This window comes from Streptomyces sp. NPDC050856, assembly GCF_040653855.1.
In the GTDB taxonomy this organism is placed as follows: Bacteria; Actinomycetota; Actinomycetes; order Streptomycetales; family Streptomycetaceae; genus Streptomyces.
In genome coordinates this window covers 264,302-279,261 of record NZ_JBFAGV010000006.1, presented here as the reverse complement: position 1 = coordinate 279,261, position 14,960 = coordinate 264,302, and the positions used below count along the sequence as shown (strand labels likewise).

Sequence of the window (14,960 nt, the reverse complement as noted above, 5' to 3'; positions counted from 1 at the left end):
GGGACGGCCGGTGGCGCGGGGGACCGCCGACGGGGGGCCCACGGGCCTGACGTACCCACGCCGTTGGCGATTAGGGTGGGATGAGCGCGGCGAGAACCTGCCCGCAGGTGCGCGGCGTCCCACGGGGGAGAGCCGGGCGGACGGACGGCAGTAGCGGTCGCCCCCACCCATGACGGCACAAGGGTGCTCGACCACACCAGGAGGCAAAGTGAACGGCGATCGGGACGAGATCCGCGGGGGCGGCTGGAACACGCCACCCGCCGACGATCAGTCCGACGCGGATCCCGCCGAGATGACGGGTGAGTTCACCATCGACTACACCCCGCCCGCCTGGTACACGCAGAACGCGGGAGACCCGTCGTCGGGTGGTGGCGGAACGCCGGCTCCGGCCACCGGGAGGACGCCCGGGTCCACGCCTCCTCCGCCACCGCCGAACGGCATGGCGCCGGTGGCGGTGCCGGGGCTGCCGCGGGGCGGCGGGTTCGAGCCCAACTGGGCACCGACGCCACCGCCCGCCGCCCCGGCGCCCGCGCCGGTGCCTCCGGCGCCCGTGCCTCCGGCACCCGTGGCTCCGGCACCCGACGCGGTGCCCGCGCCTGTCCCCGCCCCCGCGCCCACCGCGGCGCCCGCGCCCGCTCCCACCGTGGCACCCGCCGCCGATCCGGCCGCTCCGGCCGCCGCCGGTGGACCCGATGTTCCGGGCCCGGCCACCGGGCCGGACGCGGGCGGGGACGGCGGGACGGTGGCGGCCGGCCAGGCGCCCGAGGCGTTCGGGGGCGGCGGTGCCGAGAGCGGCGCCACCATGCGCTTCTCCCCCGCCGAGCTGAGGCGGGAGATGGCCGGGACCGCCGAGCGCGAGGCGGCGGACTCCACGGCGAGCCAGGAGCCGGAGGCTTCCCGGAGCGACGACACCCCGGAGGCCCCGCAGACCCCGGACGAGAACGGGGACACCCAGGCGTCCTCCTCGCCCGAGGCCGGTGAAGGGGCGGGCGAGGACGGGGAGACACCTGAGGAACCGTCCGCCCAGGCGGCGGGCGGGACGGCCACGGCGGCGGGGGCTCCGATCGACTCCGGGACGGATCCCGCGTCGGAGTCCGGCGCCGCGTCCCGGGCCGAGGCCGCGTCCGGGGCCGTGTCCGAGGCCGGCGCTCCGGCTGACGGTGAGGGCGCCGAGGCAGCCGACGGCGCCCCGGGCGCCGATGACGGGCCTCGCGCCGAGGTCGCCGAACCTCCGGTCGCCACCGGGCCGGCCGCCGCACCGCAGGAGGCTCCCCCGGCGCAGCCGTGGTCGCCCGCGCCGGGCCCGCAGGGCGCCCCGGGGCTTCCGCCCCTGCCGCCCGCGTTCCCGCCCGCCGCGCCCACGAACGCGCCGCAGTGGCCGTCCGGGGCGCCCGGCGAGCAGCCGGTCACGCCGACCACCGCCCAGCCGCCGGCCGCTCCCCCGCCCGCCCAGCCGCCCGCCGCGCCGCTGCCGCCACAGGCACCGGGTCCGTACCCGTACCCCCCGGCGCCGCACGGCGGGTACGCGCTGCCGCAGCCGGACCAGCACGGCGGGCAGCAGGGTGCCTACGGGTTCCCGCAGCCGGGCCACCCGTACCCGGGGCAGGCCGGACAGCCGCAGGCCGGCTACGGTTTCCCGCACCCCGCCCAGCCCGGACAGCCGCAGGCGGGCTACGGTTTCCCGCACCCCGCCCAGCCCGGACACCCCGCCCAGCCCGGCCAGCCCTGGCAGCAGTCCCCCGCCCAGCCCGGACAACCCCACTCCGGACACCCCGCGCAATCCCAGGCACAGCCCGGCGGGCCGCAGCAGGCCCAGCCCCAGCCCGGCCAGCCGCAGGGCGGCTACGGCTTCCCGCACCCCGGACACCCCCAGGGCGGGCCCGGGGCGCTGCCTCCGCAGGCGACGCCGCCCAACGCGCCTGACACGCCCGGCGGTACCGGCTTCCCGCACCAGGGTCAGCCGCAGTCACAGGCCCAGCCGCAGCCGCCGGCCAATCCGGTCGACCCGCGAGCCGGCGGCTGGCCCACACCGGTGGCGCACGACCAGCGGGAGCGTTCCGTACCGGGCGCGCCGCTGGGTTACACGGCGGCCGTGGAGCTCTCCTCCGACCGCCTCCTGCGCAACAGCAAGCAGAAGGCGAAGTCCAGCCGGACCCCGTCCGCCGCCGCCCGCTTCAAGCTCGGCGGCAAGAAGGAGGAGGCCGAGCGGCAGCGGAAGCTCGACCTGATCCGCACGCCCGTCCTGTCCTGCTACCGGATCGCCGTCATCTCCCTCAAGGGCGGCGTCGGCAAGACCACGACGACCACCGCGCTGGGCGCCACCCTGGCGACCGAGCGTCAGGACAAGATCCTGGCCATCGACGCCAACCCGGACGCCGGTACCCTCGGCCGCCGGGTGCGCCGCGAGACCGGGGCCACCATCCGGGACCTGGTCCAGGCGATCCCGTACCTCCACTCGTACATGGACATCCGCCGCTTCACCTCGCAGGCGCCCTCCGGTCTGGAGATCATCGCCAACGACGTGGACCCGGCCGTCTCGACGACCTTCAACGACGAGGACTACCGGCGGGCGATCGACGTCCTGGGCAAGCAGTACCCGGTGATCCTCACCGACTCCGGTACGGGCCTGCTGTACAGCGCCATGCGCGGGGTACTGGACCTCGCGGACCAGCTGATCATCATTTCCACCCCGTCCGTGGACGGTGCGTCGAGCGCCTCGACCACGCTGGACTGGCTCTCGGCACACGGCTACGCGGAGCTGGTGCAGCGGTCCATCACGGTGATCTCCGGAGTCCGGGAGACCGGGAAAATGATCAAGGTCGAGGACATCGTGCAGCACTTCGAGACACGCTGCCGCGGTGTGATCGTGGTGCCGTTCGACGAGCACCTGGCCGCGGGCGCCGAGGTCGACCTCGACATGATGCGGCCCAAGACGCGGGAGGCGTACTTCAACCTCTCCGCGATGGTCGCCGAGGACTTCGCGCGGGCACAGCAGGCGCAGGGTCTGTGGACCGGGGACGGTCAGGGCGGCATGCCGCCGCACATGGCGCCGCCGATCCCGGGGTACCCGGGCGCGCCCGGTCAGCCGTACGCGCCGCAGCAGCCCATGCCGGGCCCCGGTCAGCCGTACGTGCCGCAGCAGCCCATGCCGCAGCAGCCCTATCCGCCGCAGGGCTGGCAGCAGTCCGGCCGGCCCGTGCCGGGTCAGAGCGTGCCGGGTCAGCCCGAGCCGGACCAGTCCGCGCCCGGCCGGCCCACCGCGCCCCCCGGCTGGCCCCAGCAACCGCCGCAGGCCCCGCAGTAGGGCGGCGGCGACCGGATGTCGAGGGCCCGTACCAGCACGGCGGTACGGGCCCTCGGGTGTTCACCGCTCAACCCCGCTCACCGCCCGGGCCGTTGCCCTAGCCCTTGCCCTTTCCCTTGCCCGGGGCCTGCTCCCGGCCCTTGGCCTTCCCGTTGCCGTGGCCGTTGCCGTTGCCGCTGTCCTTGACCTCGCCCTTGCCCTTCGACTTGGCGGCGTCCTTGGGCTTGTCCTTCCCCGGCCGCTCACGAGGCTCGGGGTCCTCGTACCGCGGTACCGCGCCACGGGTGTCACCCTCGTCCCGGCTCTCGCCGTGGGTGACGGCGAGACCGGTGGCCGTGGGCTCGTCGGCCGTGCGGTGGGCCACGGCCGCGCTCGCGTCGCCGGCCGGCGGCCGGGTCGCCCGGTCGGGGGTGGTGGAGGGCCGCTCCGGCGCGTCGGTGCCCGGCTGCACCGGGGAGTGCACGGGCGGCCGGGAGGCGGACCGCTCGCCCTCGGCGGTCGACCCCGGGCCCGAGGCGGACAGGGTGGCCCCGACGACGGCGGCGGCGATGGCGGCCGTTCCGGTGGACACCAGCACCCGCCGGCGGCGCCGGAGGATGGGCACGGCAGGCACCCGCCGCCGAGCCGTCACCGCGTCGCGCCCGGTCGTCCCGTCACCCGGGATACCGGCCCCGCTCCCGCCCGCCGTGCCGTTCCCGCCTGTCCCGTCACCGCGGTTCGCCGACTCCGCCGCGCCGCCCGCCCGTGCGGCCGGGGCCACGCGGTCCGGGCCGCCGCCGCCCGCCGGGGCGGGAAGAACAGGCCCCGGGCCCACGGCGTGGGCGACGGTCCGGGCCGGGCCCTCCCGCAGGGCCGCGAGCGCCTCGGCGCAGGCGTGCGCGTCGGGGCGCTCGGCCTCGTCCTGCGCGGTCATGGCGGTCAGCAGATCGGCCATCCCGGCGCCGAGGGAGTCGGGCAGGACCGGCGGGCGGTGCAGCCTGGCCATCGCCGCCTCCAACGGCGGGCCGTCGTATTCGAGCCGGCCCTTCAGGCACTCCAGCAGCACCAGCCCCAGGGCGTAGACGTCCGCCGCCGGACCGGCGCCCCTGCCGAGGACCTGTTCGGGGGCCAGATAGGCGGCGGTGCCGATCAGCGCGCCGGTGACGGTGCGGGTCGTGGTGGTGTCGATCAGCCGCGAGATGCCGAAGTCGGTCAGGTACGGGTTGTCCCCGGCGTCCAGCAGGACATTGGACGGTTTGACGTCACGGTGCACTATGCCGGCGTCGTGCACGTGGGCCAGGGCCTGCGCCAGCCCGGTGCCGAGCGCCGCCGTCGCGTGCGGGGTCAGGGGCCCGGAGGCTATGCGGCGGCGCAGGTTGGGCCCCTCCACCAGTTGCATGACCAGGAAGGGGCACCCGTCGTGCCGGCCGGTGTCGTAGACGGTGACCAGACCCGGGTGCTGGAGCCGGGCGAGCAGGACGGCCTCGTCGGTGAAGCTGTCCTCCCACTGCGTGTCGGTGCCGGGACGGAAGAGCTTCACGGCCACCGGCCGCCTGAGGCGCAGGTCCAGTGCGCGGTGGACGTCGGCGGCACCGCCCGTGCCGACCCGTTCGTCCAGCCGGTACCGTCCGGCCACGACCCTGTCGGAGAGCCTGGCTTCCGGCCGGAACGGCCATTGACGGACCCTCATGTCTACTCCTACGTCTGCGGCGGGCGGGCTCGGGGCGCCGGTCGGGAACGCCCTACCCGGTGCGGGTGCCCGCTGTGCCCGTCGGCAGACGGGCCACTTCGGCGCCGTGCCGTGCCGCCGGCGGAGGAAGAGGGGGATCAGGCCCCGGCGGGCGCGCCGGCGTCGTAGGCGCCGGTCAGTTCGCGGCAGCGTTCGACGTCTCCCGCGATCGCCTCCAGCAGTGCCTCGATCGAGTCGAACTTGCGCTGGCCGCGCACATAGGCGAGGAAGTCCACCGCCACGTGCAGTCCGTACAGGTCGAGCCCCACCCGGTCGATGGCGTACGCCTCGACCGTCCGCTCGGTGCCGTCGAACTGCGGGTTGGTACCGACCGAGATCGCCGCCGGCATGCGCTCGCCGTTCGCGGTGAGCCAGCCCGCGTAGACACCGTCGGCGGGAACGGCGGTGTGCGGCAGGGTCTCCACGTTCGCCGTCGGGTAGCCCAGCTCCCGCCCGCGCTGCGCGCCGCGCACCACGACGCCCTCGACACGGTGCGGCCGGCCCAGGATCTCGGCGGCGCCCTCGATGTCGCCCTCGGCGACCAGGCGGCGGGTCAGCGTGGAGGAGAACGGCTCGCCGCCGCCCGCCTCACCGCTGACGTACAGGTCCACGACCTCGACCTCGTAGTCGTAGGTGCGGCCCAGGTCGGTGAGGAAGCCGACGTCCCCGGCGGCCCGGTGGCCGAAGCGGAAGTTGGGGCCCTCGATCACCGCCCGTGCGTGCAGCTTGTCGACCAGCACCTTCACCACGAAGTCGGCCGGCGACAGCTGGGAGAACTCCCGCGTGAACGGCAGCACGAGCACCGCGTCGACACCCAGACCGGCCATCAGTTCGGCGCGCCGGTGGTGCGGCGCGAGCAGCGGTGGGTGGCTGCCGGGGCGGACGACCTCGGAGGGGTGCGGGTCGAAGGTGACGACGACCGAGGGAAGGCCCAGTTCGCGGGCCCGCTCCACCGCCCGGCCGATGATCAACTGGTGGCCCCGGTGGACACCGTCGTAGGAGCCGATGGTGACGACGCTGCGTCCCCAGTCCTGGGGAATGTCCTCCAAGCCACGCCAGCGCTGCACTGTGACCGCTCCTCGCCCGAACCTGTGTACGTCATGACCGATTACGCAGGTCTAAGACTGCCATGCCCCGCGCTCCCGGCCCGCATCGGCATCGGACCGCCCAGCCGCTCGACCGCGCGGCGCGTGCCGGCCCCGGCCACCGGGGCCCGTTCCCGCGGTGACTCGGCCAGCCGTCCCGCGACCAGGGCGGCGAAGCCGGGCACCTCGCGGGCCAGCTCCGCCAGCCGCTGTTCGAACCGGGTGGCGCCCTCCGGTGTACGGAGCATGAGCAGTCCGGCGCGGTGGACCAGGTCCCGGGTGCGGTCGCGCGGGCGCCACCCGCAGCCCAGCGCGGCGGCCCGCAGCAGCGCGTCCGGCACGGCCAGGTCCCGGTCGTCGTACCGCCCGTACCGCACGTGCTCCTCGTACTCCAGGAGTACGTCGAGCAGTTCGGCGCGCAGCGGCCGGGACGCGGGTGAGCCGGGCGCCGCCAGGACCGCCGCGAGGGCACCGCGCATCTGTGGGGGCCGTCCCCGTAACAGGCCGGTGACCAGGGGGAAGAGCACGGCGCGGGCGCCGGGTCCCTGTTCCAGGCGGCGGTCGACGAAGGCGGCGGCGTGCTCGGCGCCCTCCGGGTGCCGCTCGGCGTACTCGTGGACCAGTACGGCCGCCCGGCGGGCCGGCCCGGGCGCACGGGCCTCGGCCAGGGCGTCCAGCACCCCGGCGGCGTCCGCCGGGGTGCCGGGGGCACGCAGCCGGGCCCGGAAGGCGGCGAGGACCGGCTCGGGGTGGGTGTGCAGGGCGGCGGCGAGCGCGCTCGCGGGCAGTCCGGGGTCGCCGGCCAGGAAGACGGCGACGGCTCGCTCGAGGTGGTGCGAGCGGGTGTGCGGGTCCCGTACCAGGAGGGCGAGCGCCGGCCCGTGCAGGTCCGCGTCGGCGGGCCGGGCGAGCAGGGCCAGCGCCGCGTACCTGAGCGCCGCACGGTCCGCGTCGGCGGTGACCCGCTCGGCGAGCAACCGCCCGTACGCGGCGGCGGCCACGCGGCGGCCGGGCCGGGCCTCGTCGTGCGCCCAGCGGTCGACGGCCCGGCACAGCGCGGCCGGCTCGTCCCGGGCGAGGGCGGCGAGCAGCTCGTCGGCGCGCGGGTGGGCGGTGGCGACCAGCGCCTCGCACAGGTCGTCGGTGGCCGGTCCCCGGCAGGCGTACAGCAGGGCCTGCGCGGCGCCGGCGACGGTGGGCCGCGCCCAGGCGCCGGGCCGGGCCGGCAGCGGCCGTTCGTCACCGAACCAGCGGCACAGCAGGGGCTGGACGCCCCGGGGATCGGCGGCCAGCCGGGCGGCGACCGCGTCCAGGTACCCGGGGGTCGCGGGCGAGCCGGGCGGCCCGTCGGCGGCCACCAGCCGGCGCAGCAGGTCGATCCGGTCGTCCTCGCCGATCCGCAGCCGCTGCCAGAAGTCCGGCCCGAACTCCCCGTGCGCGTCGAGGCCGGGGCGGGCGGCGATCCGCGCGGCGAGCAGTCGCAGCACCGCGAGGTACGGCCGCGCGTCCGGCAGGCCCAGCAGGGTCCGGCCCACCAGCCGCCCCGCCCACCACCCGGCGGCGTCCACCCGGCCGGCGGGGTCCGGTGCCCCGGATCCGGCCGTGTCCAGGGCGCCGATCAGCCCGGTCAGGTGGCGGGCGAGGGCGGCGGGCCCGTGGACCCGGTGCGCGCGCAGAAGGGCGTGGACGACCGGTCCGATCCGGTCGCGCGGTACCGGCGGTGCGTCCTGGCCGCCCTCCGGGAGGGGCGCCAGCCGGCGGTGGACCAGCGACGTGAGCGCCTCGTCCAGGTCGAGGTGGACGGCCTGGGCCCAGTCGGCGAGCTCCTCGTGGGCGAACCGGTAGCCCGGACCGGCCGGGACCAGCAGCCCTTCGGCGAGTACCGCCCGCGCCCAGCCGGTGGCCGGGGGGAAGAGCTCCTCGAACGCCTCCCGGTCCAGTGCTCCCTGTCCCCGGCCCAGGCAGCGGCGGGCCGCCTCGTGGACCCGTCCCGCCACCCGGACCGCCAGGCGCCGCACCTCCGTGCCGCCCGCCGGGGGCCGGCAGGCGGCGGCGATGCGCACGGCCACCCGCAGGCACATCAGATCCAGGTGGGCGGTGAAGACCTCGTCCCGTCCCGGCCGCCCGGGCACCTCACCGGGCAGCGCCCGCCGTACCTCCGCCAGCAGCCGCAGTGTCAGCGGATGGCGGGCGTCGGCCTCGGCCACGGCGTCGGCGGGCAATCCGTACCGCTGCCGGGCCCGTTCGGCCTCCCGCGCGGTCAGCTCACCGGTCCGCACCTGGCGCGGCGACCCGTACAGGGCGGCGGCCCGCTCCCAGTGCTCGGGCCGGCAGGCCACGACGAGCCGGACGCCGTGCGCGCGCAGCCAGTCCACCGTCCTGGCCGTCCACTCCGGCAGCCGGTGCGCCAGGCCGGGGGGCATCTCCTCCGGGCCGTCCAGCAGTACCAGCAGGGGGCGCGCGGCCTCCCGGGCCAGCCGCGCCACCCGCTCGGGCGCGGCGGGGCCGCCGGTGGGGCTCCCCGCCCGGCTGCCCGAGCCCGCCAGGATCCGGCCGGCGTGCCGCAGCGTCCGCGTCAGCGCGTCGGCCAGGGTGGTGTCCCCGGCCAGCAGGTCGGCGCCGCGCAGCAGCACGGTGGGGGCGGGTGCGGGTCCGCGCGCCCGGCGGGCGGCGAGCGCCGCCAGCTCGGTGCTGCGTCCGGTACCGGGGTCACCCACCAGCGCGAGGACCGGGGCGCCGGAGCGGGTGAAACGGTCCAGCTCACCGGTCACCCCGGGCCGCTCCACCGGTGGCAGGACGGGGTCGCCGTCCGGTCCGTCCCCGGCGGCGCGGTGACCGGTGCCGGGACCGGCCACCGCCGCGCCGGCCGCCGCCGCGCCGGCCGTGGCGGTGGTGGTGGCGGTGGCGGTTGCGGTGAGTTCCAGGACGCCCGCCAGGTTGAGGTCGGGTCCGTGGGCCGGGACGGTGGCGGCGGCGCGCCGCAGCAGGGCGGCCAGCGGCCCGCCGGGGTCGAGCGCCGCCGCCGGCGCGAGCGGCACCGCGAAACCGGCCGCCCGGTGGTCGCCGTGCAGCGCGGTCCCCAGCACGGCCAGTACCGCGCCGGTCGCCGCGTCGAGCACGGGCCCGCCGGCGGCCTCGCCGCCCCGGCGCAGCGCCTCGCTGCCGTCCGTGCCCATGGCGAGCTCCAGGACGTCACCGAGCGGGTGGAAGCGGTCGGTGGCGGTGTAGGTCACCCGGGCGGTGCCGAGCACCCGCGCCTCGCGCCAGCCCGGTGCGGCCAGCCGCACGTACGTGCCCGGCTCGACGGCGGCTCGTCCGGCGAGGGGCAGCGGGGGGACGCCGAGCCCCCGGGCGCGGACGAGGGCCAGCGCGGACTCGGGCAGGGGTGTGATGGCGTCGGCACCGGCGACGGCGGTGCGCCCGTCGGGAGCGTGCAGGACCACCCGGACCAGGCCGTCCACGACTTCGTGGCCGGTCACCACGGTGCCGTCGTCGTCCGCCACGAAGCCGGTCCCGCGCGTGCGGCCCGCCGGGTCGCAGATGCGCACCAGCGTGGCCGGTTCCCCGCGTTCCATGCTCCGACGGTAGGTCCGGGGTGATCACCGGCAGGGGGATGCCGGTGAACGCGCCCCCCAGTACTCCGCCCTTCACTCCGAGCGCCTGCCCAAGCGGGTGAATACGCGTAACCGGACGGACAGACCCTGTGCGAGGGGGATCGTGGAGCGGGCGGGGGGACCCCGCCCGCTCCACGGTGCACGGACCGGACCGCCCGGACCGGACCGCGCGAACCGAACGCGCAACCGGGCGGACCGGGCGGACGGGCGGACGGGCGGACGGGCGGGCGGATCGACCCGCACCGGACGACCGCACCGGACCGGCCGGGGCGGGCGGACCGAGGCGGGCTGGGCCGCTCAGCCGAAGACGGCGAGGCTCTTCGCCTTGCCGTTCTTCTCCTCGACCAGTGCCAGGAAGCGGCCGTCCGGCCCGAAGACGGCCACCGGCGACGCCCCATGGGCCGGCATGTCCAGCCGGACGCCGTTGAGCACCAGCCGTGCCCGCCGCTCGTCCACGTCCCAGCGGGGGAACGCGGCCGCGGCGGCCTCGGCGATCGGCATCACCGCCAGCTCCTGCTGGTGCTGGTCCAGGGTGCGCGCCGCGTCCAGCTTGTACGGCCCGACCCGGGTGCGCCGCAGCGCCGTCAGGTGGCCGCCGACGCCGAGCCCGGCGCCGAGGTCGCGGGCGAGCGCCCGGATGTAGGTGCCGGAGGAGCAGACCACCGATACCACCAGGTCCACGACGGCGGTACCGTCCTCGGCCACCGCGTCCCGCATGTCGTACACGGTGAACTGGGAGACGGTCACCGGCCGGGCCGGGATGTCGAACTCCTCGCCGCCGCGCACCCGGGCGTAGGACCGCTTGCCGTCGATCTTGATGGCGCTGACCTTGGACGGCACCTGCATGATGGCGCCGGTCAGCTTGGCCACCTCGGCGTCGACGGCCTCACGGGTCACCCCGGCCGCGTCGGTGGACGAGGTGATCTCGCCCTCGGCGTCGTCGGTGACCGTGTTCTGCCCGAGCCGGACGGTGCCCAGGTACTCCTTCTCGGTCAGCGCGAGGTGTCCGAGGAGCTTGGTGGCCTTCTCCACGCCGAGGACCAGCACCCCGGTCGCCATCGGGTCGAGCGTTCCGGCGTGGCCGACGCGGCGGGTCCTGGCGATCCCCCGCATCTTGGCGACGACGTCGTGCGAAGTGAAGCCCGACGGCTTGTCCACGATGACAAGCCCGTCGGGCGTCCTGTTCTGCTGTGTCATTCGGAGGCTTCGTCCTCGTCCTCCGGCTTGCGGTACGGGTCGGCGTCACCGGCGTACGTCTTGCCGGTGGACACCTCGCGCACCTCCGCGTCCCTGGTCCGCGCCTTGTGGAGGAGGTCCTCGATGGTGCGGGCGTTGTCCGGGAGCGCGTCCGGGACGAAGGTCAGGGTCGGCGTGAAGCGGACCCCGGTCTGCCTGCCGACCTCGGAGCGCAGCACGCCCTTGGCCGACTCCAGGGCCGCCGCGGAGGCGGCGCGCTCCTCGTCGTCGCCGTAGACCGTGTAGAAGACCGTGGCCTCCCGCAGGTCACCGGTGACCCGGGCGTCCGTGATCGTCACGAAACCCAGCCGCGGATCCTTGATACGCCGGTCCAGGGTCTCCGCGACCACGACCTGGATGCGATCGGCCAGCTTGCGGGCCCGCGCGTTGTCGGTCACCGGTCCGTCTCCTCTTTCGTCTTGCGTTCAGTCTTCATCGGTGTGCATACGCCGGCGTACCGACAGCAGCTCCACCTCCGGACGGCCGGCGACCATGCGCTCGCACCTGTCCAGTACCTCCGTGAGATGCCCGACGTCCCCCGAGACCATCGCCAGGCCGATCTCGGCCCTGCGATGGAGGTCCTGGGCCCCGGTCTCCGCCGCGCTCACCGCGAATTTGCGCTGGAGCTCGGCGACGATCGGCCGGACGACGGAGCGCTTCTCCTTCAACGACCGTACGTCGCCCAGGAGCAGATCGAAGGACAGCGTCCCCACATACATGTATGCCCGGATATCCCGCCGGTTCGGGTTCATGGGCCCCGTCAACCACTTGGCGGGGACACCAGAACCGTACACGCAACGGCCGGGGCCGATCGACGGAAATATCTTCCGCCGACCGGCCCCGGCTCTGCCGTACGGGATCAGCCGCGCGGCTTCTCGCGCATCTCGTACGTCGCGATGACGTCGTCGACCTTGATGTCGTTGAAGTTTCCGAGGTTGATACCACCCTCGAAGCCTTCGCGGATCTCGGTGACGTCGTCCTTGAAGCGACGCAGGCCCTCGATGTTGAGGTTCTCCGCGACCACCTTGCCGTCGCGGATGAGGCGCGCCTTGGTGTTGCGGCGGACCTCGCCGGAGCGGATGAGCACACCGGCGATGTTGCCCAGCTTGGACGAGCGGAAGACCTCGCGGATCTCCGCCGTACCCAGCTCGACCTCTTCGTACTCCGGCTTGAGCATGCCCTTGAGGGCCGCCTCGATCTCCTCGATGGCCTGGTAGATCACCGAGTAGTACCGGACGTCGACGCCCTCGCGCTCCGCCATCTGCGCGGCACGGCCGGCCGCGCGGACGTTGAAGCCGATGACGATGGCGTCGGAGCCCATCGCCAGGTCGATGTCCGACTCCGTGACCGCACCGACACCGCGGTGCAGGACCCGGATGTCGACCTCTTCACCGACGTCGAGCTGGAGCAGCGAGGACTCGAGAGCCTCCACCGAACCGGACGCGTCGCCCTTGATGATGAGGTTGAGCTGCTGGATCTCGCCGGCCTTGAGCACCTTGTCCAGGTCCTCGAGGGAGACGCGGCGCACCCGCTTGGCGAACGCGGCGTTGCGCTCACGGGCGGCACGCTTCTCGGCGATCTGACGGGCCGTACGGTCCTCGTCGACCACCAGGAAGTTGTCGCCGGCGCCCGGGACGTTGGTGAGACCGAGGACGAGGACCGGGGTCGAGGGACCCGCCTCCTCCACGTTCTCGCCCTTGTCGTCGAGCATGGCGCGGACCCGGCCGTAGGCGTCGCCCGCGACCATCGTGTCGCCGACCCGCAGGGTGCCTCGCTGGACCAGGACGGTCGCGACGGCGCCGCGGCCCTTGTCCAGGTGCGCCTCGATCGCGATGCCCTGCGCGTCCTGCTCCGGGTTGGCCCGCAGGTCGAGCGAGGCGTCCGCGGTGAGGATCACGGCCTCCAGCAGGGAGTCGATGTGCAGACCCTGCTTGGCGGAGATGTCGACGAACATGGTGTCGCCGCCGTACTCCTCGGCCACCAGACCGAACTCGGTGAGCTGACCGCGCACCTTGACCGGGTCGGCACCCTCGACGTCGATCTTGTTGACCGCGACCACGATCGGCACGTCGGCCGCCTTGGCGTGGTTCAGCGCCTCGATCGTCTGGGGCATCACACCGTCGTTCGCCGCCACCACGAGGATCGCGATGTCGGTGGACTTCGCACCACGGGCACGCATGGCGGTGAACGCCTCGTGACCCGGGGTGTCGATGAAGGTGATCTTGCGGTCCTCGCCGTTGACCTCGGTGGCGACCTGGTACGCACCGATGTGCTGCGTGATACCGCCGGCCTCGCCCGCGACGACGTTCGTCTTGCGGATGGCGTCCAGCAGTCGGGTCTTACCGTGGTCGACGTGACCCATGACCGTCACGACCGGCGGGCGGGACACGAGGTACTCCTCGCCGCCCTCGTCCTCGCCCCACTCGAGGTCGAAGGACTCGAGCAGCTCGCGGTCCTCCTCCTCGGGGCTGACGATCTGAACCGTGTAGTTCATCTCGTCGCCGAGCAGCTGCAGCGTCTCGTCGGAGACGGACTGCGTGGCGGTGACCATCTCGCCGAGGTTCATCATGACCGCGACGAGCGACGCCGGGTTGGCGTTGATCTTCTCCGCGAAGTCGGTGAGCGACGCACCGCGCGACAGGCGAACGGTCTCGCCGTTGCCGCGAGGCAGCATCACGCCGCCGACCGACGGGGCCTGCATGGCCTCGTACTCCTGGCGCCTCTGCCGCTTCGACTTGCGGCCACGACGGGCCGGACCGCCGGGACGGCCGAACGCGCCCTGCGTGCCACCACGGCCACCGGGGCCACCGGGACGGCCGCCGAAGCCGGGACGACCGCCGAAGCCGCCGCCACCGCCACCGGGACCACCGGGACGACCGCCGCCGCCACCGCCGCCACCGGGACGGCCGGCGAAGCCGCCGCCACCGCCACCGGGACCGGCCGGACGACCGGCGAAGCCGCCGCCGGGACGACCGCCGCCACCACCGGGACGACCGGCGCCGCCACCGGGACGGGGGCCACCGGGGCCACCGCCGGGACGCGGGCCGGCAGCCGGACGCTGCGGCATCATGCCCGGGTTCGGGCGGTTACCGGCGGGGCCGCCACCCGGGCGCGGGGCCTGGGGACGCGGCATGCCGCCGGGAGTGGGACGGGCGCCGCCGGGACCGGCCTGCGGACGGGGACCGCCCTGACCGGCGCCCTGCGGGCGCGGACCGCCCGGGGCGCCCTGGCCGCCGGGACGCGGGGCGCCGCCCGGACGGGGCGCCTGGGGGCGCGCCATACCGGTGGAGCCGCCGGAGGTGAAGGGGTTGTTGCCCGGACGCGGACCCGCGGGACGGGCACCGCCCGGACGGGGTGCGCGCTCGCCACCGGGGCGCGGGGCGCCGGGACGGGCACCGCGCTCGCCCTGACCGCGCTCGCCCTGCGGGCGGCCGGCGGGGCGGGGACCGGGGGTGGCACCGGGCCGGGGACCGGCGGCCGGGGCCGACGGAGGCGCGGTGAACTCCGGGTTGGCGGGAGCCGGCGACGCGGGTGCCGGCTTCGGCGCCGCTGCGGGCTTGGGACCCGGCGTGGGACGCGGGCCGGGGGCCGGCGACGCGGGCTTCTCGGCCGCCACCGGCTTCTCGGCCGCCGCGGGCTTCGGCGCGGGAACGCCGGGCTTCGGGGCTGCCGGACGGGCCGCCTGCGCCGGAGAGGGCGCGGGGGCGGCGGGAGTGGGGGTGCCACCCGCACGGTTGGCGGGGGACGGCGCGGCCTTGCGAGGCGCGCCGGGCTTGGCAGCGGACTTGCCGGCGTTGCCGCCGGGCCCCTGCAAAGCGTCAGTCAACTTGCGGACAACCGGCGCCTCGATCGTCGAAGACGCCGAACGCACGAATTCACCGAGTTCCTGGAGCTTGGCCATGACGACCTTGCTCTCTACACCGAACTCCTTGGCGAGTTCGTATACCCGGACCTTAGCCACTTCGCTCCTTTGAGGTCCGGTTACCGCCGGACCGTCGCTACTTCATGGGCGT

8 protein-coding genes are annotated in these 14,960 nt (G+C 75.6%); 1 reads left to right on the top strand and 7 read right to left on the bottom strand.

The annotated features are described in order from the left end of the window. Positions 1 to 208: 208 nt before the first annotated feature. The gene (locus AB0H53_RS08805) at positions 209 to 3,304 is read left to right on the top strand and encodes an SCO5717 family growth-regulating ATPase (protein ID WP_362109000.1); all 3,096 of its coding nucleotides are present in this window, start codon (positions 209 to 211) and stop codon (positions 3,302 to 3,304) included. Between the two features lie 97 nt (positions 3,305 to 3,401). On the opposite strand, the gene AB0H53_RS08800 is transcribed toward AB0H53_RS08805, so the two are convergent. From AB0H53_RS08800 to infB, 7 genes are all read right to left on the bottom strand, one after another. Next, positions 3,402 to 4,973, bottom strand: a complete 1,572-nt coding sequence (locus tag AB0H53_RS08800) for a serine/threonine-protein kinase (protein WP_362108998.1) — start codon at positions 4,971 to 4,973, stop codon at positions 3,402 to 3,404. Between the two features lie 137 nt (positions 4,974 to 5,110). After that, positions 5,111 to 6,079, bottom strand: coding sequence for a bifunctional riboflavin kinase/FAD synthetase (locus tag AB0H53_RS08795; protein ID WP_362108996.1), 969 nt, complete (start codon positions 6,077 to 6,079; stop codon positions 5,111 to 5,113). Positions 6,080 to 6,120: 41 nt separating this feature from the next. Continuing rightward, entirely contained in the window at positions 6,121 to 9,672 is a 3,552-nt protein-coding gene (locus AB0H53_RS08790; RefSeq protein WP_362108994.1) for a serine protease, read from the bottom strand. Positions 9,673 to 10,008: 336 nt separating this feature from the next. Then, positions 10,009 to 10,908 carry a tRNA pseudouridine(55) synthase TruB gene (gene truB / locus AB0H53_RS08785; protein ID WP_362108992.1) on the bottom strand — a complete coding sequence of 300 codons (900 nt, stop codon included), beginning with the start codon at positions 10,906 to 10,908 and terminating at the stop codon, positions 10,009 to 10,011. Next, positions 10,905 to 11,345 (bottom strand): 30S ribosome-binding factor RbfA, encoded by a 441-nt coding sequence (rbfA, locus tag AB0H53_RS08780; RefSeq protein WP_362108990.1) that lies wholly within the window; start codon positions 11,343 to 11,345, stop codon positions 10,905 to 10,907. The genes truB and rbfA overlap by 4 nt, the downstream gene beginning before the upstream one ends. Before the next feature lie 27 nt (positions 11,346 to 11,372). Next, positions 11,373 to 11,666: a DUF503 domain-containing protein gene (locus AB0H53_RS08775; RefSeq protein ID WP_362108988.1), complete on the bottom strand. Its 294-nt coding sequence runs from the start codon at positions 11,664 to 11,666 to the stop codon at positions 11,373 to 11,375. Between the two features lie 140 nt (positions 11,667 to 11,806). Further along, positions 11,807 to 14,908, bottom strand: a complete 3,102-nt coding sequence (gene infB, locus AB0H53_RS08770) for a translation initiation factor IF-2 (RefSeq protein ID WP_362108986.1) — start codon at positions 14,906 to 14,908, stop codon at positions 11,807 to 11,809. Positions 14,909 to 14,960 lie beyond the last annotated feature (52 nt).